The sequence below is a fragment of the Sulfurimonas sp. genome (assembly GCF_029027405.1).
GTDB lineage: Bacteria > Campylobacterota > Campylobacteria > Campylobacterales > Sulfurimonadaceae > Sulfurimonas.
In genome coordinates, this window is the sequence record NZ_CP093396.1 from 283,852 (window position 1) to 310,559 (window position 26,708).

Sequence of the window (26,708 nt, forward strand, 5' to 3'; positions counted from 1 at the left end):
TCTAAAAGAAACCTAAAGCATTTTCATCAAATGAAGTTAAAATATTTTTTGTATGGCGATAGTTGCTTAACATCATCATATGGTTTTCTCTGCCGATACCTGATTGTTTATACCCACCAAATGAAGCGTGTGCTGGATAGTGATGATAGCAGTTAGCCCAAACACGACCAGCTTCAATGCTACGAGTAAGTTTTTGCATCTCATGAACATTCCTTGTCCATACTCCAGCTCCAAGACCGTAAATAGTGTCATTTGCGATTTCTATTGCCTCATCGATATCTTTAAATGTTGTAACACAAAGAACAGGACCAAAAATTTCCTCTTGGAAAATTCTCATTTTGTTATCGCCTTTGAAGATTGTAGGCTCAATAAAATAACCATTAGGATACTCCGCAACACTAGCTTTATTACCACCAATAAGAAGCTCTGCACCCTCAGCTTTACCGATGTCAATATAGTTTAGAATTTTTTCATATTGGTCATTTGAAGCTTGTGCCCCCATCATACAACTAGCATCTAGAGGGTCTCCGCGTTTAATAGCTTTGATTCTTTCTAAAACTCTTGCCATAAATGGCTCATAGATACTCTCTTGGATAAGTGCGCGAGATGGGCAAGTACAAACTTCACCTTGGTTAAATGCAAATAGAACTAAGCCTTCTATCGCTTTATCAAAGAATGCATCATCCTCATCCATAATACTTTGCATAAATACATTTGGAGATTTACCACCAAGCTCAACAGTAGAAGGGATAATATTTTCTGCTGCGTATTGCATGATTAGTTTACCAGTTGTAGTTTCGCCAGTAAATCCGATTTTTCTGATACCTTTACTTAATGCTAGTGGTTTACCACACTCTGGACCAAAACCATTAATGATATTGATTACTCCAGCAGGGAGGACATCTGCGATTACTTCCATCATAAGCATAATAGAAACAGGTGTTTGTTCAGCAGGTTTAAGTACAACACAATTACCTGCCGCAATTGCTGGAGCAATTTTCCAAGCGGCCATTAAAATTGGAAAGTTCCAAGGAATAATCTGTCCTACAACACCAAGTGGTTCAAATACTTCTTGAGAGATTAAGTTGCTATCTAAATCACTAACTGTTCCGCTTTCTGAACGAATAACACTTGCAAAATAACGAAAGTGATCTATTGCTAAAGGTAAATCCGCATTAATTGTTTCACGCACAGCCTTACCATTATCCCATGTTTCTGCAATAGAGAGCATCTCTAAGTTTGCTTCCATGGCATCTGCTATTTTATTTAATACAGAACATCTCTCGGTCACTGAAGTTTTACCCCAAGTCTCAAAACCTTTCCATGCAGCTTTAATGGCTACTTCTACATCTTTTTTGTTAGATTGAGCAACTTTTGTTATTACTTTACCATCTATTGGTGAAGTCGCCTCAAAATACTTTCCATCAACAGGAGCAATCCATTCTCCACCTATAAAGTTTTCGTACTGAGCTTTAAACTCTGGTTTTGCGTATGCCATTTTTTTTCCTTTAATTTTGTCTTGCAAGAAGTATACATTTAAAAAATAGCGATTAAATAGCGTCTTAAAAAATAGGATATAATGGTCTTACTATGAAAACATTTAACTATATATTAAGTCATACACCTATAAAAGACCTCATAGATGCTGAGTATTTGTTATCTAAAAAAAACATATTAATTCAAATATTTTGTGGTTCAGGTAAAGATATTTTAGAAACAACTATCAAAGAGATAAAAAAGTTACTTCCACATGCTGTATCAATAGGAACAACTACTGATGGTGAAATTCAAGAGGGCATAGTTTATACAAAAAAAACTGTTATATCTATTTCTGTATTTGAAACAACGGAGATTAAGAGTACCCATGTTAGTGGTACTGACTATTTTAAAAATGGTAAAGAACTTTGTCAAAATCTTATGCAAGATAATACTAAACTGATTATTGTTTTTACCGATGGAACAACAGCTAATGGAGAAGAGTTCTTAAAAGGTATAGAGTCTTTTAACTCTAGCGTTATGATAGCTGGGGGTATGGCAGGAGATAATGGAGATTTTATTCAAACATTTATCTCTGATGGTACTACTCTGTTAGAACGCGGTGCTGTTGGTGTATCACTAAACTCTGATACTTTATGTATAGATAATGATTATAGTTTTAACTGGTCACCTATAGGAATAGAACATAAGATAGATGTAGTTGAAGCAAATAGGGTTTACAAGATTGATGGGATTACTTCTGTAGATTTTTATGCAAAATATCTTGGCAAAGATGTTGCAAATCATCTGCCTGCAACTGGAATTGAATTTCCTCTTATAGTGGAAAAAGATGGGATTAAAATAGCTCGAGCTGTCATTGCAAAGCATGATGATGGTTCTCTTAGTTTTGCTGGAAACTTAGATGAAAATGACAGTGTAAAATTGGGTTTTGGAAATGCTGAGATGATTATAAATCAACCTTCAAGCTCATTAGAAAAATTTTGTAACAATAATGTTGAATCATTTTTTATTTACTCGTGTATGGCAAGAAGACGCTATATGCCTGACTTTATTCAAGTTGAACTCGAACCATTTAGTAGTCTTGCATCTACGGCAGGTTTTTTTACCTATGGAGAATTTTTTCATCACAAAGGGCATAATAAACTTTTAAACCAAACCTTAACTGTTGTTGCACTCTCTGAGAGTCAAGGCACAAATGTACAAAAATTTAAACTTCAAGATAAACAAACGAAAGGTTTTAGTGAATATACAACTACAATAAAAGCACTCACTCATCTCATAGAACAATCATCAAGAGATTTGCAATCACAAGCAAAATCTTTGGCACAGGAAAAACAATTCTCACAAGAACTTTTAGATAAACAAAAACTTTTTATGCGTCATGCGATTCACGAAACAGTAACACCTTTAGCAGTTGCTATGAGTAATATAGAACTTTATGAATTAGAATATGGCAAAAATGTTTATCTTTCAAATATAGAAGTAGCCATGAAAAATATTTTTAGTGTTTATGATGACTTAAGTTACATGGTAAAAAAAAATCAAATTACTTATCATTCTCGTGAGATAGATTTACTTGACTATATGAGGAGTAGAATAGAGTTTTTTGCAGAGGTTGCTCATATTGAAGGTTTGTCCCTTGAGTTTAAGAGTAATGTAGAAAATGTGATGATAACCTTCAATGAAACAAAGCTTCAAAGAATTGTAGATAATAACTTAACAAATGCGATAAAATACAGTGAAGAAGGTGAGGCGATTAGAATTAGAGTAGATAAAATAAAGACTAAGGTGATTATTACTATAGAGAGTAAATCTACGCATATAATAAATCAAGATAAGATTTTTGAGGCTTATTATCGAGAGAGTAAATCAGCAGAAGGTTTTGGACTTGGTTTAAATCTTGTAAAACAGATTTGTGATGAAGAGGATGTTGAAATATTGGTTTCATCAGATGCACAAAAGACTTCTTTTAGTTACATTTTCAGTGTAGGAGATTAGATGAAAATTTTGTTATTAGAAGATGATTCCATGTTAAATTTGGCAATTGCAAAATATTTAGAAACAACTGGTCATGTAGTTGATTGTTTTAGGGATGGCAATTTAGCTTTAGAAAGTTTAAAAGAAGAATCTTTTGATTTGTTGATTTTAGATATAAATGTACCAGGAATGGATGGGCTTACCTTGTTAGAAAAAGTTTATGAAACTTACCCTCAAATACCTGCAATTTTCATTAGTGCATTGATAGATATTGAAGATATCTCTCGTGCATTTGAACTTGGTTGTTATGATTATCTAAAAAAACCATTTCATTTAAAGGAGTTATCTCTAAGAATAGATAAAATGCTTAGAACTCATAAAGTACCACAAGAACATACCCGTCTTTCAAATGGATATAGTTTCAACATGCAATCACAAGCACTTTACTTTTATAATGAGTTGCAAGTTATTCCAAAAAGACAATTAGATATCATAAATCTTTTGGCAATGAATTGTGGAAATACAGTTGACTACGATAAGTTTAGAAATTATGTATGGAATAATTATGAGATAGACAACTCTACTATTCGAGCAGAAGTAAACAGATTAAAATCAAATTTAAAAGAAGATTTTATACTGAATGTTCACTCTATTGGTTATGTGATTAAGAGAAGATAACAACTTACACATTATAGTAAGTTGCGTTTGGATGGTAAACTACTAAAGCACTTGTAGATTGCTCTGGATGAATTTGAAAAGTTTCGCTTAACTCTATACCAAATTCTTCTGGTTTTAACAAGTCAAAAAGAGGACGATTTAGTTCTAAGTCAGGACAAGCTGCGTAACCAAAAGAGTAACGAGAACCTTGGTATTTGTTCATTTGTACATCACTTAGTTTACTTCCTTCTCCATCTGAAATGTTTAAATCTAGTCTTATTTGCTTGTGAGCTATTTCAGCTAAAGCTTCGGCTAACTCAACTCCAAGTCCATGAAACTGATAATACTCTGTGTAATTTCCCTCATCCATTATGGCTCTTTCTGCATCACTAAGTTTACCCCCAGAACTAACACAAGTAAGGGCTATTACATCGTGTCTGTCTGAGTGAAAAAAGTCACTTAATGCACGGTGAGGTGCTTTTCTTTGTCTTGGAAAATTAAACTCTTTTATTGCATCTGCTCTTACATCTTTTAGCGGTTTGGTATTTACCTCGGCATCTGAGTTGTAGCCATCTTGTGGGTCAAATAGAAGAAGTTTATTGTCATCACTTCTACAAGGCCAATAGCCATAAATGATAGTAGGCTCAAAAAGTTTTTCATCCAAAAACTGTGCTTTTAGTTTTTCATAAGCGGGTAAAATAACTTCATTTACTTGTTTTTGATACTCCTCTTTTGTCATTCCTTTTGAACTATAACCCCAACGAGATTTAAAAAGTATCTTATGGTTTATCCATTCAAATGCCATCTCTATTTGAGTGTCAGTTAGTTTAACTTCTCTTCTTCCCCAAAAAGGAGGAGTAGGAACTTTGACATCCCGGTTAGGCATTTTTAACTCTTCAAAAGGAGGAATAACTATTTCTTTTTTTACCTTTTTTACTTTTTGTTCTTTATCTTTACCATGCAAATCAGTATCAAGATTTCCAGCTTCGATACGACTCATCGCAGTTACACCATCAAAAGCATCTTTGCAGTAAAAGATAGGCCCATCATAAAAAGGACGACAAAATTCATCTATAAAGTTACGAGTTAATGCTGCACCACCAAGTAAAACAGGGATTTTAATATTTTGTTTTTTTAAACTTTTTAAATTTTCTTGCATTACTTGAGTTGATTTTACTAAAAGTCCACTCATTCCAATGGCAGTTGCGTTTGACTCAATGACCGCTTTTGTAAAGTCTTCAAGCTCAACTTTTATGCCTAAGTTCATAACTTTAAAACCATTGTTTGAGAGTATGATATCTACAAGATTCTTACCAACATCATGTACATCTCCTTTAACTGTTCCAAGGGCTAAGATAGTATCTATTTCTTTTGTAATTTTTGGCAAGTAAGGGTTTAGATAATCAACAGTTTTTTTCATAGTTTCTGCACTTTGAAGCACAAAAGGAAGTTGCATCTGACCTGAACCAAAAAGTTCCCCTACAACCTTCATAGCATCTATGAGGATTTTATTTACTATGACCTCTGGAGCGATTGATTGACGAGCTTTTTCAACAAGTGGAATCATTCTTTCTTTATCCCCATCCATAAGAAGTTTGGCTATTTTTTCTTTATCACTCATCGCTAAATATGCTTCATCTTCGGCATCTGTATCGATGGCTTCTTTTGAAGAAAAGTGTTCTATGAAATCAAAAAGGGCATTTTCTTTTTTGTTAAAGATAAGGTTATTACAAATTTTTTGGTCTTCTTCACTTATTTTATTTAGGGGGATAATATGCTTGACATTGATAATAACACTAGTTAAACCAGCATCTATACAGTGATGTAAAAACATAGAGTTAAGGTAAGGTCTTGCATCTTTATCTAAGCCAAAAGAGATATTTGAAAGACCTAAAACAGCACCTACTTCTGGATGTTTTTCTCGTAAAGCTCTTATAGCATCTATGGTATTTACCCCAGCATCTAGATATTCAGCATCTCCACTCGCTAATGTAAAGGTAAGAACATCAAAAACCAAGTCTTCTTTTTTTATGCCATGTCTTGAGGTTGCTAAGTCTATAATTCTGTCGGCTACTGCTAGTTTATTTTCAACTGTTTTTGCCATACCAACTTCATCGATAGTTAAACAAACAAGTGATGTACCAAACTTTTTAGCTAAGGCACATACTTCATCAAACTTATCTTCTCCATCTTCAAGGTTAACAGAGTTTAAAATTGGCTTGCCGCCTATGTTTTTAAGAGCAGTTTCAAGTCCAACAGTCTGAGTAGAATCAGGCATAAGAGGAAGAGCTATTTTTTGGTTATACATGCCAATAACAGCATTCATATCTTTAGTTTCATCTCGACCTGCAAAACCGACATTTACATCTATTGCGTGAGCACCTGCTCTTACTTGTTGCTGAGCAACACTTAGCGTTCCTTCATAGTTTTCTGCTAAAAGTAGTTCACGAAAAGCTTTTGAACCTGTTGCGTTTGAGCGTTCTCCCATAAGTAGAGGAGCAGGTTCTTGCATAAGAGAAGTAGTGTTAAAAAGTGACGCAATAGCATTTGGATGTGAACCTGTTGCTACTTTAGGTTTTATAGCACTAACTCTATCTACAAGAGAGCGAATATGCTCAGGTGTAGTACCACAACATCCACCTAAAAAGCTAACCCCATCAAACTCTAAAAAAGCCTCTTGTTTATCACTAAACTCATCAGGTCCCATCGGATAGTAAGTATATCCACCACGGTTTTGAGGAAGTCCTGCATTTGCATGAACACTTATGGGTTTATGCCAAACTTCACTTAAAGTTTTTACATGTTTTAAAACTTGTTGGGGTCCTGTTCCGCAGTTAAAACCAAGACTTAAAATATCGAAAGGTTCTAAAATAGTAGCTATGGTTGCGGCATCTGTACCTATAAGCATAGTTCCACTAAGTTCTATGGTTACTGAAACCATGATTGGGATGTCAACTTCTTTTTTACGACTTGCTTCTTTACAAGCGTGAAGTGCAGCTTTTATTTGCAGCGGGTCTTGAGCAGTTTCTAGTAAAAAAATATCAACTCCACCGTCTATAAGAGCCTCACAAAAACTGGTATAACCTTCATACATTTCATCATAACTAATATGCCCTAAAGAGGGAAGTTTTGTCCCTGGTCCAACTGAGCCTAAGCAAAATCTAGGATGCTCTTTTGTTGAGAATTTTTCACACTCTTTTTTTACTATCTCTGCTCCAGCTTTTGTGAGTTCATTTGCTCTATGACCTATATCGTACTCATCTAAAACCCAAGAGAAAGAACCAAAAGTGTTTGTAGTTATAAAGTCTGCTCCAGCACTAAGGTAAGCATGTGCAATTTCACTTAAAATATCTGGTGCCGTAACATTTAAAAGTTCGTTACAACCTTCGTTTCCCTCCCAAGCAGATGCAGGGATTTGCTCATCTCGTTGTTGGAGTTGTGTACCTAAAGCACCATCTATAATTAGAGGGCGTTTTTGAATAGTTTGTAAAATATAATCTTGTGTTTTCATAATTGGATTTTAGCGAAAAAGAGCATAAAAATATCTTGTGAAAAAGTTTAAGCAAGATAAAACAAGATATTGATTATCATTAGTTATAACTACGAAAAGGTTTCTTATGTTAAATAATATGTCAATTAAAATAAAGTTAGCGATGATGGTATTTTTGCCTTTATTGGTTATTGTTATTTTAGGAAGTTTAAATAGTTACAAAAATTATAAGCAAACAGTAGAATTCTCAAATATTCAAGAAATTGCAATACTTGCAACAAAAATTGGTGCAATGGTGCATAATACTCAAAAAGAAAGAGGTGCATCTGCTGGATTTGTAGGTTCTAAGGGTGTTAAATTTGTAGATGCTGTACCGAGAATAAGAAAAGATACAGATTTAACAAGAGCGGCGATGGAAGCTTTTTATAAAACTATTGATTTTTCTAAATATCCATCTGCAATGAAAACTCAGATGGATGACGCAATGAGTCGTCTTTCTCAGCTAAACGATAAGCGTTCAAAGATAAGTTCATTGGAGTTAAGTGTTCCTCAAACAGTTGGTTATTATACTCCTTTAAATGGAGCTTTTTTAGATACCATAGCCTATATTGCGAAGATGAGTAATGATAAAACAATGAGTACAGCTTTAAATGCTTTTGTTAATTTTCTTTATTCAAAAGAAAGAGCAGGAGTTGAGCGAGCAGTTATGACAGGAACCTTTGCAAAAGATTCATTTCCTAAAGGTTTTTATGCAAAGTTTATTAAACTTACTGTTGAGCAAGATACTTATATGAGTAGATTTTTATTTTTAGCATCTACTGATAATGCAAATTTTTATAAGAAAACTTTAGTTGGTAAGCCAGTTGATGAAGTAGCAAGAATGAGAAAAATAGCATTTGAGAGATCAGGTGGAGAATTTGGCGTAGATGCTACATATTGGTTTAAGACAATAACAGCAAAAATAAATCTACTTAAAAAAGTAGAAGTACATCTTTCAGATTCTGTTTTAGTGTTAATAGATGATTTGAAGTCTGAAGCTAAATTAAGCATGACAATTGGTATGCTTATTAATGCTAGTGTAACTCTTTTTGTTATTATTTTTGGTTTTATAGTTGCAAATAGTTTAACTACGAGAATTTCTCTTTTTAAAGATGAACTTGATGAAATAATATCTTCAAAAGATTTTTCACTTGAAGTTTCACAAGATGGATATGATGAAATTTCTTCTATTCAAAGTGCGGCAAGCCACATGGTTCAAACAGCAAATGAGGCTATTTTAAATGCAAATGAAAGTTTACAAAATTCTCAAGAGCATGCAAAAGAGAGCGAAATTCAACTAGAAAAAAATCGACTTACCTTATCTTTAACAGAACTTTTAAGCAAGGGTGTTGGACGAGGAATAAAAGCTGTTCAAGAAGATCTTGTTAAAAATATGAATTCATTAAAAGATATAAATGAGAAAAGTTTAGAAACAGAATCTACTGTTGAAGAAGTTAAAACCTCTACAACTGAGATGGGAGACTCTTTGCAAAGCATATCTTTAAAAATGGGTGAGAGTAGAGAAAATTATGAGCAGTTAAATGGAAGTGTTGCTGAGATTACAAATGTCATTTCTCTTATAAAAGACATTTCAGATCAAACAAATTTACTAGCTTTAAATGCTGCCATAGAAGCTGCTCGTGCGGGTGAGCATGGTCGTGGTTTTGCTGTTGTTGCTGATGAGGTTAGAAAACTAGCGGAAATAACACAAAAAGCTACAAGCGAAGTAGAAGTAAATATAAACTTATTAAAACAAAATTCTTCTGCAATGCAAGAATTTTCAGAGCAGATGGATAAAGAGATAGTAATTTCTTTAGAAAGACTAGAGAATTTCAATGGAAGTCTTTATACTTTAGTAGATGTTTCACATGAGATTCAAGCAAGCAATAAGACGATAACAAATGATATGTTTATTAATCTTGCTAAACTTGATCATGTTATCTTTAAGTTAGGTGGTTATGAAGCTGTATTTAAAAATAATAAAGAGTATATCCCATCAAAACATACAGAATGCAGATTTGGAGAGTGGTACACTAAAGTTGGTAAAGAAAGTTTTGGAGATTCACCTTCATACGCCAAAATAGAAATACCACATAAAGCAATACATGAAAGCATAGGTAAACTTCCAAACTATATAGAATCAGACATTATGAAAAATTCTCAAAATATTATAGATTCATTTAAAATAGCAGAAGAAAATGCCAAAGATTTATTTAGATATCTAAATAATATTATTGAAGAAGTAGATAAATAGCTATTATATTTGAAATGATTATATTAATTATAATATAATATTAATATAAAGCTAAACATACATTAGCTACAATATGACAATATTGTGACAATATTAATCTTTTTTGATAATAAGGAGTTTTTATGGTTAAGAATAAATGGAGAATTAAAAGGTACTATGTATTTATAGCAATTACGGTTATAACATTGATATTGCCTTGGATAACAGTTGATGGAAATCACTTCTTTTTACTTAGTTTTGATAAGCTAAAACTACATCTTGCTTTTATTGAGTTTGATATGCAAGAGTTGTATTTGATGCCATTTTTGCTAATGTTTATGTTTTTAGGAATCTTTGGTATGACCGTTTTAGGTGGTCGTGTTTTTTGTGGATGGATATGTCCTCAAACTATTTTTCGCGTTATTTACAGAGATTTGATAGAAACTAAAATATTAGGTCTTCGTTCTCGCATAAAAAACAAGCAAAAAGAACCTGATATGTCAAAGGCAGAAAATAAGGTTAAAAAAGTGATTGCTATTTTACTTTGGATAGCACTTTCTCTTCTTGCAAGTTCTAACTTTTTATGGTTTTTTGTTCCACCTGAAGATTTTTTCAATTATCTTCTTGATTTTAACAATCATTGGACTCTTTTTGGCACAGTTGGTGTTATGACACTATTTTTAGTTTATGACATTGTATTTTTAAAAGAGGACTACTGTATATATGTTTGTCCTTACTCTCGTGTACAGTCTGTTTTATATGATGAGCATACGATAATGGCACTATACGATATTCATAGAGGTGGTAATATCTATGATAAAAATAAACAAAAACAATTTACTTCTCAAAAAGATATTCAAGTGCAAGAGCCTCATGCTGAATGTACCGCTTGTGAAAGCTGTGTAACCGTTTGTCCTACTCATATTGATATACGAAAAGGTCTTCAACTAGAGTGTATAAACTGTCTTGAATGTGTAGATGCTTGTACAACTGTTATGGGTAAACTTGGAAAGCCTTCTTTAGTAACTTGGTCTAGTGATTTTGAAATAATTGAGCAAAAAGGTAAAACACAATATTTTCGTGCAAAAGTTTTAGCTTACATAGTTCTCTTGATTGGAATAATGATTGCCTTAGCTTTTATGAGCAGCACAAAAGAAAACATGCTTTTAAATATAAACAAAGAAACTCGCTTTTACTCAACTAAACTACTCCCAAATGGTAAGGTTAGAGTCGATAATGCTTATGAGTTTTTACTTCAAAACACTCAAAAAGAAAAAATGAAATTTTACTTTGAAGTTATAGCTCCAAAGGGTATGGAAGGAAAGATAACTATAGCTAAACCTTCAAAGGCATTTACAGCAGTTCCAAATATTAAAAAGAAAAAGATTGTTGTTCTTAGGACGACAGAGATTTTAGTTAAAGATGATAGAAAAGATACTATCATTCCTATAACTATTCGTGCTTATGCTTTGGGTCATGAAAAAGAGATAGTTGTTTTTAGAAAATCAATCTTTGTTTTTCCAAAAACTGAGATACTAAAAGCAGCGAAATAATAAACATTTAAATATCAATAGGATAGACTTTAAGTATTCACCCCTTAGAGTCTATCTTGCCTAGTAAAATTAAACAATAAAGATGAGGGTAAAAGTATGAGTAGACGGGGTACCCCTTGAGCAGGATTTAAAACAAAAGTTGTCTTAGAAGTTTCACAAGCTATGCGAAATGAAAAAAATGCCGTTGTAAAGGAATGATTATTAGCTGTTTACATGTTTTGAGACGGAGTACCAAAAGGTGTAATAAAGAAGTTAACGCATAAGGAGCAGCTATGAAGGTATTTGGATAACTGCTTCGGTAGCTTTAATCTCAGTAGTGATCATCTCATTTCATGAAACAGGGAATGCTCTAACAACGATAGAACATTTAAAAATAGTTAGAAAGTATTATGAAAGCCTATCGTTTATCTTATCGACAATGCTTCTTGGTATAAAACAAAAAAAGTATTATAGTATTGTGAAGACAATAATATTGTTTTACTTTTTCTTCCTCCATATATAATGCCCCTAAAAATCAAGACAACTTTCCTAAAGATTTAATTTCATAAGCAACTGTTACCTTACCCTACATTTTTTAGATATTCAAGATAAACATTCATCGGTTTTCTATAATCTAAACTTGAGTGAAATCTCTTAAAGTTGTATTTATAGATATAAGCTTTAACTCCTTCTTTTAAATTTCTAATAGTTTGATAATCATTTATGTAAATATTACCATGTTTAAGGGTTCTAAAAAATCTCTCAATTACTATATTGTGAATACTTCTAGCTTTCCCATTCATTGATATTTGAATATTATATCTTTTAAGTATCTGAGTATGCTCATTGCTTGTATATTGACTTCCTTGATCACTATTAAATATCTTAGGCTTAGGATACTTTGCAAGTGCCTTTTCTAGCACATCGGTTGCAAGTGTTGCATCCATAGAATTAGTACCACAAGGGCATGATAATATTTTATAGGAGAGTATAGCTTTAGAATGCCAGTCTATAACTGCTGCCAGATACATAAAACCTCCGTTAATACGAATATAGGTAATGTCACCACTCCATACTTCGTTTGGAGTAGGCACATAGACAGTATTTTTCTTACCAACTCTAGTCCAATACTTCTTGAGGAGGTACTCATATATTTTATGTTCTTTATTTTTAATACTTGTTAGTTTCTTTTTAGTTGGGTATATTGCTTGTATGCCAAGTATTGCCATATATTTCAAGACTCTATTTCTGCCAATGGCATAGCCATCTTCTTTGAGTTGCTCGTAGATAAACCTATAACCATACTCTGAGTTCTCTGTAGCTATCTCATCAATTTTATGAAGTAGTTTGATGTTTTTTTGACTCATTGGTACTGGTTGATAGTAATAGTGGCTTCTACTAATACCAAATATCTCACATTGCTCTGAAATTGATAATTTTTTATGCTTGGACTCGATCAAAGCTTTTTTATTACATAAGTCCAAGCTCTTTAGCTTTTTTTCAACGAAACCTGCTCTTACAGTTGCTTTTCCTAGTGCCTTAGCTAAGCCATCATTCTCAGTTTTTAACTCTTCTATTTCATCTCTATAAGCTTTCGTCGCTCCACCCAAGTCAAATGCTAAAGATGCATTTTCTAAAAATTGAGTCTTCCATTTTCCTAATGATTGAGAAGTGATTTTATACTTAGTTGCTAACTGACTTATTGTCATATCTTCTTTTAACATTTCTAAGACTATTTTAGTCTTCTGTTTTGCCGTATAAGTTTGCCCTTGTTTTCTACTCATAATTTATCTCCATAATTCTTACTTATTTTAGCTTTTTTGAAAATAAATCCTACTGAATTGGTGTCTTAGATTTTAGGGGCATTATATTTGATATGAGATAGCAATATTGCGGACTATTATTAGTGATATTATACTATTTTACAAGTTTAAAGATGGTTAATCTTAGAATCTTTATGTTATGATTTTTGTAATTTATGGGACTGTTATTTATTTAGTTATTTCACAGTCTCCGCGGGAACATCCAAGAGCGAAGCTGAACTCTAAAATTAAGGATATATTTTGAAATTAATAGTTTTTATTTTACTTGTTTGTAATATTTTAAATGCCAATCAACTTTATAAAAAGGATTGCTATGGCTACCATATATGACCTCAAACCAAAATTTCAAGCTATATTAAGACCTACTGTTAGTTTCCTAGCAAATAAAGGAGTTACTCCAAATCAAGTTACTTGGGTTGCTTTGGTGTTTTCCATGCTCACAGGTGCTTTGATTGGTTTTACTCATGGAGCATCTTGGGTGCTTCTTTTTGTTCCAATATTTATGTTTATACGAATGGCTATGAATGCGATAGATGGCATCTTGGCTAAAGAGTTTGATATGAAAACAGATGCAGGAGCGATGCTAAATGAGATGAGTGATGTAGTTGCTGATACCGTTTTATATCTACCCTTAGCATATGTAAATGGTGTATCGGTAGTGTGGGTTGTTTTGTTTGTAATAGTTGGTATATTTACTGAGATGGCAGGTGTTTTAGCATCTACAATAGGAGGAGAGAGAAGATATGATGGACCTATGGGCAAGAGCGATAGGGCTTTTATTTTTGGTTTAATCTGTTTACTTTTAGGTCTTGGTGTAAGTGTTGGGATATGGGTAACCATCCTACTTAGTATATCTACACTTTTAGGGGTTATAACTACTTTTAATAGATCAAAGGCAGTACTATAATGATAGATATACTTATGGAATTATACTCTGGTAAAAGTGGATTAGTTATTAGTTTTATATTAGGGCTTCTTATTTTTGCTACTGTTATTGTACGACTCTTTTATGCAGACTCTAAAGAGTTAAAGGAGCGAATATACTCTTGGTGGATAATCATAGGGGTTTTTATCTTTGGAACAATGATAAATACAACGATTGCTATGTTTTTCTTTGGACTTTTAAGCTACTTAGCACTTAAGGAGTACTTTACACTCATACCATCTCGACATACAGATAGGAGAGTGATTTTTTATGCTTACCTCTCTATAATTCCACAGTTTTACTTCGCTAGTATTGAGTGGTATGAGATGTTTATTATATGGATACCAGTCTATCTATTTTTATTTTTGCCATTTAGACAAGTTCTCATAGGAGAAAATCAAGGTTTTATCCAAAACACTAGTAAGATTCAATGGGGCTTGATGTTGTTTGTTTTTGGGCTTAGTCATTTGGCTTTTATGATAACACTAGACCCAATTAGGGTAAATGATGTTGGTGGTAAAGAGTTGGTTCTTTATCTTGTTCTTTTAACTGAGCTAAATGATATTTTACAGTACATGTGGGGTAAGAGTATTGGTAAAAGAAAAATTATGCCAAAGGTAAGTCCAAACAAGACAGTAGAGGGATTTATAGGTGCATTTATAACTATATCTTTCTTAGCAATACTCTTCTCTTTTTTAACACCATTTAATTGGATTGAAGCTCTAATAGCTGGGATGATAATCTCTGGTGGTGGTTTTATTGGAGATGTTGTAATTTCTATGATTAAAAGAGATATTGGTGTAAAAGATTCAGGTAGTTTACTACCAGGTCACGGAGGGATACTAGATAGAGTAGATAGCCTTACATATACAGCACCTCTATTTTTTCACTATGTTTATTATCTGTACTATTAGGAGCTTACGATGCTAAAGCAAATCTTTTTTCTTTTTATTGTAAGACCTCTAATCATTTTGATTTCAGGAATTAACCTAAGAAATAGAGAAAAATTACCTCAAGATGGACCTTGTATTATCGTAGCAAATCATAATAGCCATCTTGATACTATGATTTTGATGAGTATATTTTCTCTATCTAAAATCAAAAAAGTGAGACCTTTAGCAGCCGCTGATTACTTCTTAAGAAATAGATATTTAGCTTGGTTTTCACTAAATGTACTAGGAATCATCCCTCTTAGTAGAAAACCAAAAAAAAGTGAGGGTCACCCATTTGCGAAAGTACATGAGGTATTAAGTAATGGAGATATAGTTATACTCTTTCCAGAAGGAAGTCGTGGCGAAGCTGAAAAGATGGTACCTTTTAAAACAGGCATAGCCCATCTAGCAAAATCTTGCCCTAATGTACCAATAGTTTCAGTATATATCCACGGAGCAGGTAAATCACTTCCAAAAGGTGAGGCACTATTTGTACCTTTCATCATAGATGTAAATATTGCAGATGCTATCTACTATAAAAATGATAACATTAAAGATTTTACTATAAAAATAGAAGAAACAATTAAAAAACTACAAAGTGAGATATTATGAATATATTAACGGGAAATTTTAAAACATTTGATAATGAAGAGTTATTTTATAGAGAGTGGAGTCCCCAAGAAGATAACTCAAAGATATTGATTATCCTGCATCGTGGACATGAACATTCAGGTAGAGTAGAAGATATAGCTTTAAGAGATGAGTTTAAAAAGTATAAAAAATACTCTTACGACAATAGAGGTCATGGAAAGAGTCAAGTAGAAGCAAGCTTTGAATTTATGAATCTAGTTCGTGACTTAGATGCCTTTGTTTCATTTGTTTGTGAAAAAGAGCAAAAAACTCCACAAGATATATTTATCATTGCTAACTCTGTTGCTGGTGTTGTAGCATCTACATGGGTGCATGATTATGCACCAAAGATAAGAGGAATGGCTTTAGTAGCTCCAGCATTTAAGATAAAACTATATATACCATTTGCAAAAGAGTTTTTAAAGATGGCTATCTTTTTTAAACCAGAGCTTAATATAAAATCTTATGTTAAATCAAAACTCTTGACACACAACATAGATGAACAAAAAAAGTATGATGAAGATACTTTAATAACACCTAACATACCAGCGAGACAACTAACGACTCTTTTAGATACTGCGATTAGAATTGTTGATGATGCTTATCTTATTGCAACTCCAACGCTTGTTCTTAGTGCAGGAAACGATTACGTGGTTGATTCTAAGATGCAAGGAGATTTCTATGCTAATCTAGCATCTCCTCATAAAAAATTTGTAAAACTTGATGGTTTTTATCATGCTATTTTACATGAAAGCAATAAGCAAGAAGCTATAGATGAAATTTCAAATTTTATGAACGAGTGCTTTAAAAATGAAGGTACACACATAGTAGATGAGATGATAAGAGAGACACAAAAAGAGCAAAATAGAATCACTTATGGAACTCTACCGATGGGTGAAAGTCTAAACTACTTTGTACAAAAAAAAATGATGTCACTTTTTGGTGGTATGAGTAATGGAATCAGTATAGGTCAAAAATATGGTTTTGATTCGGGTGTAACACTTGATTATGTATATAAAAATCAACCAAGTGGAACGAATTTTTTTGGAGAGATGATAGATAAAAATTATTTAGATAGCATCGGATGGAAAGGTATCAGACAGAGAAAAGTGAACCTTATTCAAACTATAAAAGATAAGATAACAATTTTAAAAGATGAGGGTCAAGAGGTTCGTATCTTAGACATTGCAGGTGGACCAGCTCGTTATCTAGTAGAGATTGCTAATGAGTATAGAGATGTTGAGATACAAGTTCGTGATTATCAAGAACAAAATATTCAAGAGGGTAGAAAGTTAGTCAAAGAAAGAAACCTTAGCAATATATCATACAGACAAAGCGATGCTTTTGATAAAAATAATTATGACCCAACAGAGTATAAGCCAAACATAGTGATAATCTCAGGTGTATTTGAACTCTTTAGTGATAACACTCTTATACAAAATGCCATTGATGGAGTATCATCCATTATGGGCGAAAATAGTTTTTTAGTATATACAGGTCAGCCATGGCATCCTCAACTGGCTCAAATAGCTCATGTTCTTGGAAATCATCAGGATACAAAGTGGATTATGAGAAGACGCTCACAATATGAGCTAGACCATATTTTTAATATCTCTGGATTTGAAAAAAAATCTATGAAGATAGATGACTGGGGAATATTTACTGTTTCTTCAGCTAAGTTCGTAGGAAAAAATGTATAAGTTTAACCCAGCAATGGACGCTATAAGTGCAAAAAAAGAGAGATTCGTATGGTTAGGGTTCATGGGAGTGGTTTTTTTCTTACTCTATGGCTCTAGCAATCAATTTGCATCTCTAAATGCTCCAAACCCCTCTCTATTTATGGAGTGGGAGACGCAGATACCATTCATAGAGGTTTTTATCATCCCCTATATGTCATCTGATTTGATGTTTGTTATAGCATTTTTACTTCCATATACACGGCTTGAACTAAGAATTTTGGCTGCTAGAGTACTCTTTATAGTTGCTTTATCTACGCTGATTTTTACACTGTTTCCTCTTGAGTATAGCTTTGCTAAACCTAAAATAGAGGAGTTCCCCATTCTCTTTGGTATGCTCCAAGCAGATTTACCATACAATCAACTACCCTCTCTTCACATAAGTTTTTCCATCGTTTTATGGGCTAGTATGAAGAAATACTTAAAACCTAAATGGCTTAAATATATAGTAGCTTCTTGGTTTTATCTCATAGCTCTATCTACACTTTTTGTTTTTCAACATCACTTCATAGATATACCAACTGGAATTATTATGGGTCTGTTCGCTACTTGGTTTATCTCTAAAGATAAAAATAGTTACTTTATATCCGGATTTAGTACACCAAGAAGTATAAAGATGGGATTTTACTACTTAATAGCTAGTGCTATTTTTATGATACTAAGTTTTTATATTGTAACATTTCAGTGGTTTTTTATATGGATATTTCTCTCACTATTTAGTGTGAGTATAGTTTATGCTTTGGGCTTAAACACTATGCTAGTTGGGGAAAATGCAAAAGCAAATATATGGCAGTGGCTACTATTTTTTCCATATTTTGCAGGAAATTATATCTCATGGAACTATTACAAGAGTCGTATTAGCCTCATGGCAACTGTAGTACCAAAAATCTACCTTGGTCGTTTCCCAACTAAAGATGAGTACAAAGATTTGAGCTCTAAAAGTATAGGTCATACTATAAATCTTGCATCAGAACAGCAGCTTCATAAAGCTAGCATAAAAGAGACAAGGCTACCTTTTCTTGACCAAACAATACAAAGTCCAGAATCTTTACATAGAGGCGTAGAGCTAATAGAACTATATAAAGAGGATGGTGTTTATGTACACTGTGCATTAGGATTATCAAGAAGTGTACTTCTTATATCAGCTTGGCTTTTGTACCAAAAATATACACTTGAAGAAGTAGATGAACTCATAGCGAATATCCGTCCAAACTATATAAAATCAGAATATATGAAAATTAATCTTGAAATATACCAAAACTATCTCAACCTTTATATAGAATGTTAAGATATAGCTATAGATTTTCTATAATTCCAAACTTATTAGTATGAGTACGAGTCTGCTAGTAAGTTTTTTAAGTAAGGTGTCAAACTAACTGCTAAACAAGGCAGCTAAGTTTGTGAAAGTGGAACAGTTGGTGGAACTTATCCAAGTAGTTGGTGACCCTTTTAGGGCTTAGCTTATCCGTTAGCATACATATGAAATATTTAGACTTAATGAAAGATACGGAGGAGGGGGGCTAAAAAGTGCTTGAAAGTATGGTATATTGGAGTAAGCAAAGGTTTATTTATAAATAACTGTACCCCAAGGGCAGGCTTCTCGCTCTTTTTAGATACAAATGCAATAGATGGTGGAGTGTTTTCTCCAATGAAAAAACTGCTAAAAATGGTTGATGATTATCTAGTAAGTTATAAGAAAAAATGATTATTTAGACACACATATTTTCATTAACACCAATTGGGGGCATATTTTAACGCAGTGATTAAAAAACTAAATTAAAAGTTGAAATCAAGTGATACTTTTGTGATATAATGGCTTTTTTAAAAGGAGTGAATGTAGATGCCATTTTCAGTTAAGAAGCGTAAAGGAACCATAAGTGGTGTAGTTTTTGTAGCAATTTTCGCGTTAGCATCTACAATGTTATCAAGTTTAGACTTTTTTAGTTCTCTTGGAATTTCTCCTCTTGTAATCGGTATAGTTTTAGGAATTTTTTACGCAAATACTCTTCACAATCAAACACCAGATGCTTGGCAAGGTGGTATAACATTTTCAGCTAAAAAAATTCTTAGATTTGCTATTGTATTTTATGGTTTTCGTATAACTTTTCAACAAATTGCAGAGGTTGGAATAGATGGATTTATGGTATCTCTTATCATGCTCTCAACAACATTTGTGCTAGGAACATTTTTAGGTCAAAGAGTTTTTAAGATGGATAGAGACACTTCGATGCTAACAGCTGCTGGTGCCGCTGTTTGTGGAGCGGCAGCAGTTTTGGCAACAGAGCCTGTTTTAAAAGCACAAGAGCATAAAACTGCTGTTGCTGTTTCTATGGTAGTTCTTTTTGGAACAATAGCGATGTTTTTATACCCTGTACTTTATAGCTCGGGGATGTTAGATATGAACGCTAGAGAATTTGGCATCTATGTAGGTGGAACTATTCATGAAGTCGCTCAAGTTGTAGCTGTCCCTGCATCTATCCCGGGAGCTGGTGATGAAATGGCAAACTCTGCTGTTATTGTAAAAATGACAAGAGTTATTATGATTGCTCCGATGCTAATAATTTTAGGTATTTATCTGTCTTTTTCTGCTAAGAAAAATGGAACGATAGGTGGTGGTGTTAAGTTAGTTATTCCCTGGTTTGCAGTTTATTTTGTTGGTATGGCAGGATTTAATTCTCTTGGATTAGTCCCAGAAAATATAGTAAATACCATAAATGAAATAGACACTTTTTTACTTACAATGGCGATGACAGCACTTGGAATGGGAACAAGATTTGCCAAGTTTAAAGGTCTAGGGCTTGCACCATTGCATACAGCTTTATCTATGTTTGTTTGGTTAGTGGTTGGTGGATATTTTATTACCAAGTGGGTAGTGGCAACTTTTTAATATCACATACTAAGTTTACTGCTCGTTTATTATGTACTTTTACATCAACGGTATATTCATCCATATTTGGCTAATAATTGTTTAAAAGTTTGACAATTTATACATATTTTAGAGCTTTTTTAGCACAAAGCCTACCCTTGTGGTACAGTCATTTGTAAATAAACTCTTGTTTACTCCCAATATGATCTTTTTGTTGTAAGCCCAATTGATTTTACAAATTCAATATTTTCTTTTAGTTTACCCATATGAGCATAATCTAAAGCATTATAGTTCATCTCATCAACAGCATGTTTATTTGCACCATGAGATATAAGATACTTCAGTATAGCTACATCTGAATTTTGAGAAGCATGCATCAGAGGTGTTCTTTTTGTATGTTTTAATGAACAGTGTGTTTTATAGAATACTTCTCCATCATACATAGATTTATCTCTTGTTTTTGAGTCTATATAGGTATCATTTATATTTGCCCCATTTTCAATCATTATCTTAATAAGTTCAAGATTACTAAAACCAATCGCATAATATAAGACCGATTTTCCAAAAGAGTTTTTGTAGTTTATATCTGCACCTTGTTCTAAAAGAAAAGTAAATTGATTTGTATTTTGTAGTGCAAAAAATAGAGCTGATTCATCTCCTGTATTTATAATAGCCCCTTTTTTTAAGAGTTTCTTTATGTAGCTATTGTCTTTTTTGTTAAGTATAGCTATTTTCAACCCATAATCTAACTCTTTTTGAGAGAATTTTTTTAGAAGTTCTTCATCAAGCTCTTTTGATGAATTTTTAGGATTTGCTATAGTTTCTATAAGAGAACCTATATATGGATTACTTTCTAAGATATAAGATGAAAATGAACCAGCAGCTCTAAATAAAAACTCTCTAAGTGCATATTTTGTGTAGCTATTTGCTTCCTCTTTTGTAAATGAAAATGTTTTTTCAAAATGTTTAGATAATAAAGGGAAAGCTTTATCATGCATATGCCAGTATTCCTCAAATAGTGAAAAATTATATAAGCTTTGATATGCCCATAAAGTAAAATATTTTTTTGTATTTTTTACTATTTCTGTCTCATTTGGAGTTATTAATTGTTTCTTTAATATATCTGGGGCTAAACCAGCTTTTAGCAATCCAAATTCATAATATCTAGCATGAGCATAAACTATACTCCCTGAGCATACAGAACCATAAGCTTCACTTCTTATAGCTTCACTAAGATTATAAATATCTTTTAAAAATGTAAGTGAACCTAGGCCACCTTCACAAGAATAATCTACACTTGTAGGAGAACCTCTACCACTACCTAAGTCTATTCCATATTTAGAACCAAATACAAGGTTTGGATATGATTTCATTTCGCTACATGTTATTTTACTATCTTCAAAAATGTCTACCTCTTTTTCCAAAGAAACCTCAAAAGGGAGTGTAGTCTTTTTTTGTTTCCAACTACCTATGATTTGTTTACCTGAAAACCTACCTTCAAATGTTTCCGTGATATTCATTTTTTTATCTTTTACATATGTTGTGATTAGATTATTATCAAAACTTCCCCAAAGGTTAATTTTCTTTTTATACTTATCATAAAAGTAATATCCAGTAACTGTTTTATCGTCTTTTAGTGATAACTCCATAGTTATTGGGTACTCTTGTATATGACCATAGTATATTTTAGTATCTGCATGAACCATACTAAGAACAAAAATTACTTGTAAAAAAACTATATTTATAAATCTCATTTTTTCTCCTGTTATACCAATTGACTATTTTTTTTCGCAGCATCTAACACTTTTTTAGATGGGTTTTTAATATATTGAATTGCACTAGTATATTTTTTTACCGCTACAAGCTGAACAGCTTCAGATGGATTTTCAATATATCGTAATGCATAACTAGTTTTTTTTACTGCTACAAGCTGAACTTCTTCTGATGGATTTAAGATATGATTAATTGCACTACCATCTTCTTTAACTGCTTCAAGTTTAACAGCTTCAGATGGATTTTTGATATGCCTAATTATACTACCACGTATTTTAACCGCAATAAGTTGAAGTTCTTCAGATGGATTTTCAATATATCGTAATACATAACTATTTTTTTTTACTGCTATAAACTGAACTTCTTCAGATGGTTTTTTAATATATTGTAGTGCATTGGCATCTTGCTCAACAGCGATAATCTGAACTTCTTCAGATGGATTTTTAATGTATTGTAGTGCATTGGCATTTTGCTTAACAGCGATAATCTGAACTTCTTCAGATGGATTTTTAATATATTGTAGTGCGTAACCATCTTCTCTAACTGCCGCAAGCTCAACAGCTTTAGATGGATTTTTGATATGCCTGATTGCGTCACCATTTTCTCTAACTGCCGCAAGTTCAACAGCTTTAGATGGATTTTTAATATGTCTGATTGCACCACCATCTACTTTAACTGCAATTAGTTGAAGTTCTTCAGATGGTTTTTTTATATATTGGATTGCATTGCCATCTCGTTTAACTGCAAGAAGTTTTAGTTTTTTAGACGGATTTTTTATATATTGAATAGCCCAATAATGATGCTTAATAGCTTTTGTTTGAACAGCTAAAGAAGGGTTTTTAATATACCCAAGCGCAAATTGATTTTTCACAGCCTCTAGCTGAACAGCTTCTGTAGGATTTTTTATAAATCTAAATGCTAATCCGTAGTTTTTTGCTAAGATCTTAAACTGAAGAATTTCTGATGGATTTGTAATATATCGGATTGAAGATGGATCTTGATTAACTGCAATATGCTGAAGTTCTTCTGATGGATTTTTGATATATTCTATTGCATTACCATCTTGTCTAACCGCAAGAAGTTTTAGTTCTTCAGATGGATTTTTAATACCAAAAATACTTCTTCCATCTTGATTAATAGCCGTTGTTATAACTTCTTGTGATGGATTTTCAATATATTGTATATTAAAACCATTTTTTTTCACAGCGGCTAGTTGAACAACTTCAGAAGGGTTTTTTATATCATTAAATACATAATTATTCTGTTCAATAGCTATAAGCTGAAGCTCTTGCGATGGTTTTTTAATGTATTTTATCGCTTCGCCATCTTGCTTTAGTGCAGCTATTTTAACTTCTTTGGATAGATTTTTGATATATTGTAGTACCTGAATATCTTGTTTAATAGCAACAAGTTGAACAGCTTGTGTAGGATTTTTAATATGTTCAATAAGATTTTCATTTTGTTTAACTGCTTCTAATTGAGCTTCTTCACAAGGATTATCTATATGTATAATGGCATTTGAAGCTTGTTTAACAGCTTCTATCTGAACTATTTTTGATGGATTTTCAATATACTCAATCGCATTTCCATTTTGTTTTACAGATGCTATTTTAACTGCTATTGAAGGATTTTTTATCAATTTAATAAGGTTTCCATCTTGTGTTACAGTCGCTATCTGAATAGTCTCAGAAGGATTTTCAATAAGTGCTATATTTTTTGGATCTTCTATAATCTGCTTGTACTCTTTTAGTAAAGAGGATTGGTTTTTGATGTATTTTATAGAAAAAATATTTTTTTGTATAGCTGCTAGCTGAACACTCTCTGAAGGATTTTCAATAAATTTAATTGTATATGCATTTTGTCTTACAGCTTCTAGTTGAACTTCCTCAGATGGATTTGAAATATATTTGATAGCGCTGGCATTTTGTGTCACAGCTGCTATCTTGACAGCTTCAGAAGGATTAGAGATATACTTAATAACATAAGCATTTTGCTTAACTGCAACAAGCTGGACTTCTTCAAATGGATAATTTATATATTCAATAGCATTAGAATTCTGCTTAACTGCAACAAGTTGGATTTCTTTAGACGGGTTGTTAATATATTCTATCTCATAGCCATTTTGTTTTAGAATTTCAAGTCGAGTTTTTTTAGAACTATCATTTGTATTACCCAGAGCAATATTAAAAAAAATCATAAGAGTTAAAATGGCTATTTTCATTCGTTTCCTTGTAAAAAAATATAATAAAGTTCCCACGAACTTAAATTGAGCATTAAAGCCAACAAATAGGCACTTTCTAGTATAAGTTTGTTATTATATCAACTATGCTATGAAGAGTATATTAAAGAATTCCATTCTTGAAGTTTTACATGAGATAAAAATCACAAAGATACTTAAAGAGAGTAACTTCGTAAAAAGAGTGATAGTGCATTTTGGTAAGGACGCGTATTATAGATTTATAAAGACAAGTCGCTATAATTGGCGAAAGCTTTTGCAAAACATAAAACCATTATATAAACTTAGTGAACACCGATCGACCCTATATGAAAATAGAATTTAAATTTATTTCGATATAATACGAGGTTTTTATAAAAATATAAACTTCGTAGGAATATAAATGTTACTTTTTACGCCTGGACCAACTCCAGTATCCCAAAATATTCGTAATGCAATGAGTGATGAAACTATGCATCATCGTACACCAGAATTTGAAGCAATTTTTGAGCAAACAAGAAAACATCTTTTTAATCTTTTTGCTACGGATGAAATTGTTATGCTTGCATCTACTGGTACAGGTGCTATGGAAGCAGCTGTTATAAACCTTTGTCACAAGACTCTTCTTAGTGTAAACTCTGGAAAGTTTGGAGAAAGATTTGGAAAAATCGCTCTTGCTAATGGACTAAAAAATATAGAGATAAAAAATGAGTGGGATACACCTGCAAGTGTAGATGCTATTGTTGATATGATAAAAACAAATAGCGATATAGATGCTATAGCAGTTCAGATTAGTGAATCAGCAGGAGGGCTTCGTCACCCTGTTGAAGAGTTAGCAAAGGCTGTAAAAGAGATAAATCCTAAGATTATGATTATCGCTGATGGTATTACTGCTGTTGGTGTTGAGAGAATAGATGTATCAAATATTGACTGTCTGATAGCTGGTAGTCAAAAAGCACTTATGCTTCCTCCTGGTCTTTCAATTTTAGGACTTAGTAATGTTGGGATTGAAAAAATTGGAACAGGAAAAGGTTACTATTTAAACCTTGCATCTGAGATAAAAAAACAACGCCAAAACACAACAGCATATACAGCTGCAACTACTTTAATCATAGGACTTTTAGAAGTTTTACAGACAATAGAAAAGCAGGGTGGTATAGGAGTTCTTTATTGTAATACTGCAAGACGCGCAAAAGCTACACAAGCTGCACTTCAAGCGATAGGATTACATATATATCCAACTACTCCTGCAAAAAGTATGACAACTATTGATGATAAAGATGCAGCAAAAATTCGTTCAGCTTTAAAAGAAGAGTACGGTGTAAATGTAGCTGGTGGACAAGATCATCTTAAAGGTAAAATATTTCGCATAAACCAAATGGGATTGATTCAAACACATAAGTCTATTTGGGTTGTAAATTCCATAGAGCTTATACTACATCGTATGGGAAGATTAGAGTATGGCGGAATTGCCTCTAAGGTATATAATGAAACTTATTTTAAATCAGCATTACAAAAGAAAGAGATATAAATGATATTAGAACATGAGATTCCAAATGGAACAAAACTTTACTTTGCAAATAGTGCAAAAGTAAAAAGAAATATAGAAAATATAGCTAGTGAGATTCTTTATGATAATGGATTTGAGGAGATTGTAACTCCTCTTTTTTCATATCATCAGCATCTAAGCATTTCTGATGATAGAGAGTTGATAAGAGTAAATGATGCTCAAAATAACTCTTTATCTCTTCGTGCTGATTCTACTATTGATGTTGTTAGAATTATTGAAAAAAGACTTGGTAGAAATACAGAACAAAAAAAATGGTTTTATATTCAGCCTGTATTTCGTTATCCAACTGGGGAACAATACCAAGTTGGTGCCGAGTTTATGGATGAAAAGAATCTTTCATCTGTCGCAAATTTAGCTGTAAATATTTTTGACAAGTTAGAGCTAAAGCCTTTAATGCAAGTATCAAACATCAAAATACCAAAACTTTTAGTTGAAATGTTTGATGAATTGACATTAGATGATTTTCGTCATATCAACATAGAAAAATTTTTAAATTTAAAAGTTGATTGGTTAAATAAACTTGTTTATCTTCAGTATGTTGAGAGTATTGATGAAGTGATAGATATAGCACCAGAGTCAATCAAAGTAGAGTTGATAAAAATGAAAGAGTTATGCTCACAGATGTCATATAAAGACATTGTTTTAGCACCGATGTATTATGCAAAAATGCTTTACTATGATGAGTTATTTTTTAGATGCATAGAAAAAAATGAAGTTTATGCGAGTGGCGGAAGATACAAAAATGACGATTTAACATCAGTTGGGTTTGCTATTTATACAGATGCACTTTGTGAAAGTTTAACAAAATAATAT

The 26,708-nt window shown here is 32.5% G+C and carries 18 protein-coding genes; 13 read left to right on the forward strand and 5 right to left on the reverse strand.

The genetic code is table 11. The features are described from left to right. Position 1 precedes the first annotated feature (1 nt). A complete protein-coding gene (locus MOV42_RS01490; RefSeq protein ID WP_324172051.1) occupies positions 2 to 1,498 on the reverse strand; it encodes an aldehyde dehydrogenase family protein in 1,497 nt (498 codons plus the stop codon). 92 nt (positions 1,499 to 1,590) lie between these two features. Here MOV42_RS01490 and MOV42_RS01495 point away from each other — a divergent pair, with 92 nt between their 5' ends. Both MOV42_RS01495 and MOV42_RS01500 read left to right on the forward strand, forming a co-directional pair. Next, complete coding sequence (locus MOV42_RS01495) at positions 1,591 to 3,495, forward strand: FIST N-terminal domain-containing protein (protein WP_324172052.1); 1,905 nt, start codon at positions 1,591 to 1,593, stop codon at positions 3,493 to 3,495. Next, entirely contained in the window at positions 3,496 to 4,152 is a 657-nt protein-coding gene (locus MOV42_RS01500) for a response regulator transcription factor (RefSeq protein WP_324172053.1), read from the forward strand. A gap of 4 nt (positions 4,153 to 4,156) precedes the next feature. Here the strand turns inward: MOV42_RS01500 and metH are convergent, their stop codons facing one another. Then, complete coding sequence (gene metH, locus MOV42_RS01505; RefSeq protein WP_324172054.1) at positions 4,157 to 7,642, reverse strand: methionine synthase; 3,486 nt, start codon at positions 7,640 to 7,642, stop codon at positions 4,157 to 4,159. A 106-nt stretch (positions 7,643 to 7,748) separates the two neighbouring features. Between metH and MOV42_RS01510 the strand changes: the two genes are divergently transcribed. Next, positions 7,749 to 9,914 (forward strand): nitrate- and nitrite sensing domain-containing protein, encoded by a 2,166-nt coding sequence (locus MOV42_RS01510; protein ID WP_324172055.1) that lies wholly within the window; start codon positions 7,749 to 7,751, stop codon positions 9,912 to 9,914. Between the two features lie 122 nt (positions 9,915 to 10,036). Further along, positions 10,037 to 11,446 carry a cytochrome c oxidase accessory protein CcoG gene (ccoG, locus tag MOV42_RS01515; RefSeq protein WP_324172056.1) on the forward strand — a complete coding sequence of 470 codons (1,410 nt, stop codon included), beginning with the start codon at positions 10,037 to 10,039 and terminating at the stop codon, positions 11,444 to 11,446. A gap of 560 nt (positions 11,447 to 12,006) precedes the next feature. On the opposite strand, the gene MOV42_RS01520 is transcribed toward ccoG, so the two are convergent. Continuing rightward, on the reverse strand, positions 12,007 to 13,209 hold the full coding sequence (locus MOV42_RS01520; protein ID WP_324170767.1) for an IS3 family transposase: 1,203 nt from the start codon (positions 13,207 to 13,209) through the stop codon (positions 12,007 to 12,009). Between the two features lie 352 nt (positions 13,210 to 13,561). Between MOV42_RS01520 and MOV42_RS01525 the strand changes: the two genes are divergently transcribed. The 7 genes from MOV42_RS01525 (at position 13,562) to MOV42_RS01555 (ending at position 20,358) form a co-directional block, all read left to right on the forward strand. Next, the gene (locus tag MOV42_RS01525; protein ID WP_324172057.1) at positions 13,562 to 14,155 is read left to right on the forward strand and encodes a CDP-alcohol phosphatidyltransferase family protein; all 594 of its coding nucleotides are present in this window, start codon (positions 13,562 to 13,564) and stop codon (positions 14,153 to 14,155) included. Then, positions 14,155 to 15,087, forward strand: coding sequence for a phosphatidate cytidylyltransferase (locus MOV42_RS01530; protein ID WP_324172058.1), 933 nt, complete (start codon positions 14,155 to 14,157; stop codon positions 15,085 to 15,087). The genes MOV42_RS01525 and MOV42_RS01530 overlap by 1 nt, the downstream gene beginning before the upstream one ends. A 9-nt stretch (positions 15,088 to 15,096) precedes the next feature. Beyond that, positions 15,097 to 15,717, forward strand: coding sequence for a lysophospholipid acyltransferase family protein (locus MOV42_RS01535; protein ID WP_324172059.1), 621 nt, complete (start codon positions 15,097 to 15,099; stop codon positions 15,715 to 15,717). Then, positions 15,714 to 17,435, forward strand: a complete 1,722-nt coding sequence (locus tag MOV42_RS01540; RefSeq protein ID WP_324172060.1) for a bifunctional alpha/beta hydrolase/class I SAM-dependent methyltransferase — start codon at positions 15,714 to 15,716, stop codon at positions 17,433 to 17,435. The genes MOV42_RS01535 and MOV42_RS01540 overlap by 4 nt, the downstream gene beginning before the upstream one ends. Then, positions 17,428 to 18,759, forward strand: coding sequence for a phosphatase PAP2 family protein (locus MOV42_RS01545; RefSeq protein ID WP_324172061.1), 1,332 nt, complete (start codon positions 17,428 to 17,430; stop codon positions 18,757 to 18,759). Before MOV42_RS01540 ends, MOV42_RS01545 begins: the two co-directional genes overlap by 8 nt. A 243-nt stretch (positions 18,760 to 19,002) precedes the next feature. Continuing rightward, positions 19,003 to 19,176, forward strand: a complete 174-nt coding sequence (locus MOV42_RS01550; protein WP_324172062.1) for a hypothetical protein — start codon at positions 19,003 to 19,005, stop codon at positions 19,174 to 19,176. Between the two features lie 135 nt (positions 19,177 to 19,311). Then, positions 19,312 to 20,358, forward strand: a complete 1,047-nt coding sequence (locus tag MOV42_RS01555) for a YeiH family protein (protein ID WP_324172063.1) — start codon at positions 19,312 to 19,314, stop codon at positions 20,356 to 20,358. 170 nt (positions 20,359 to 20,528) lie between these two features. On the opposite strand, the gene MOV42_RS01560 is transcribed toward MOV42_RS01555, so the two are convergent. Next, positions 20,529 to 22,091 (reverse strand): ankyrin repeat domain-containing protein, encoded by a 1,563-nt coding sequence (locus MOV42_RS01560; protein ID WP_324172064.1) that lies wholly within the window; start codon positions 22,089 to 22,091, stop codon positions 20,529 to 20,531. 11 nt (positions 22,092 to 22,102) lie between these two features. Beyond that, complete coding sequence (locus MOV42_RS01565) at positions 22,103 to 24,331, reverse strand: DUF4116 domain-containing protein (protein ID WP_324172065.1); 2,229 nt, start codon at positions 24,329 to 24,331, stop codon at positions 22,103 to 22,105. Positions 24,332 to 24,728: 397 nt separating this feature from the next. Here MOV42_RS01565 and MOV42_RS01570 point away from each other — a divergent pair, with 397 nt between their 5' ends. Beyond that, the gene (locus tag MOV42_RS01570; protein ID WP_324172066.1) at positions 24,729 to 25,856 is read left to right on the forward strand and encodes a pyridoxal-phosphate-dependent aminotransferase family protein; all 1,128 of its coding nucleotides are present in this window, start codon (positions 24,729 to 24,731) and stop codon (positions 25,854 to 25,856) included. Next, positions 25,857 to 26,705: an ATP phosphoribosyltransferase regulatory subunit gene (locus MOV42_RS01575; protein WP_324172067.1), complete on the forward strand. Its 849-nt coding sequence runs from the start codon at positions 25,857 to 25,859 to the stop codon at positions 26,703 to 26,705. It abuts the gene before it with no gap. Positions 26,706 to 26,708 lie beyond the last annotated feature (3 nt).

What these genes read in the sequence shown, in the direction of transcription:
- MOV42_RS01560 (WP_324172064.1), bottom strand. Translation starts at nt 22,091, where the DNA reads ATGAGATTTATAAATATAGTTTTTTTACAAGTAATTTTTGTTCTTAGT.
- MOV42_RS01495 (WP_324172052.1), top strand. Translation starts at nt 1,591, where the DNA reads ATGAAAACATTTAACTATATATTAAGTCATACACCTATAAAAGACCTC.
- MOV42_RS01500 (WP_324172053.1), top strand. Translation starts at nt 3,496, where the DNA reads ATGAAAATTTTGTTATTAGAAGATGATTCCATGTTAAATTTGGCAATT.
- MOV42_RS01545 (WP_324172061.1), top strand. Translation starts at nt 17,428, where the DNA reads ATGTATAAGTTTAACCCAGCAATGGACGCTATAAGTGCAAAAAAAGAG.
- MOV42_RS01520 (WP_324170767.1), bottom strand. Translation starts at nt 13,209, where the DNA reads ATGAGTAGAAAACAAGGGCAAACTTATACGGCAAAACAGAAGACTAAA.
- metH (WP_324172054.1), bottom strand. Translation starts at nt 7,642, where the DNA reads ATGAAAACACAAGATTATATTTTACAAACTATTCAAAAACGCCCTCTA.
- ccoG (WP_324172056.1), top strand. Translation starts at nt 10,037, where the DNA reads ATGGTTAAGAATAAATGGAGAATTAAAAGGTACTATGTATTTATAGCA.
- MOV42_RS01570 (WP_324172066.1), top strand. Translation starts at nt 24,729, where the DNA reads ATGTTACTTTTTACGCCTGGACCAACTCCAGTATCCCAAAATATTCGT.
- MOV42_RS01575 (WP_324172067.1), top strand. Translation starts at nt 25,857, where the DNA reads ATGATATTAGAACATGAGATTCCAAATGGAACAAAACTTTACTTTGCA.
- MOV42_RS01535 (WP_324172059.1), top strand. Translation starts at nt 15,097, where the DNA reads ATGCTAAAGCAAATCTTTTTTCTTTTTATTGTAAGACCTCTAATCATT.
- MOV42_RS01510 (WP_324172055.1), top strand. Translation starts at nt 7,749, where the DNA reads ATGTTAAATAATATGTCAATTAAAATAAAGTTAGCGATGATGGTATTT.
- MOV42_RS01555 (WP_324172063.1), top strand. Translation starts at nt 19,312, where the DNA reads ATGCCATTTTCAGTTAAGAAGCGTAAAGGAACCATAAGTGGTGTAGTT.
- MOV42_RS01490 (WP_324172051.1), bottom strand. Translation starts at nt 1,498, where the DNA reads ATGGCATACGCAAAACCAGAGTTTAAAGCTCAGTACGAAAACTTTATA.
- MOV42_RS01525 (WP_324172057.1), top strand. Translation starts at nt 13,562, where the DNA reads ATGGCTACCATATATGACCTCAAACCAAAATTTCAAGCTATATTAAGA.
- MOV42_RS01530 (WP_324172058.1), top strand. Translation starts at nt 14,155, where the DNA reads ATGATAGATATACTTATGGAATTATACTCTGGTAAAAGTGGATTAGTT.
- MOV42_RS01565 (WP_324172065.1), bottom strand. Translation starts at nt 24,331, where the DNA reads ATGAAAATAGCCATTTTAACTCTTATGATTTTTTTTAATATTGCTCTG.
- MOV42_RS01540 (WP_324172060.1), top strand. Translation starts at nt 15,714, where the DNA reads ATGAATATATTAACGGGAAATTTTAAAACATTTGATAATGAAGAGTTA.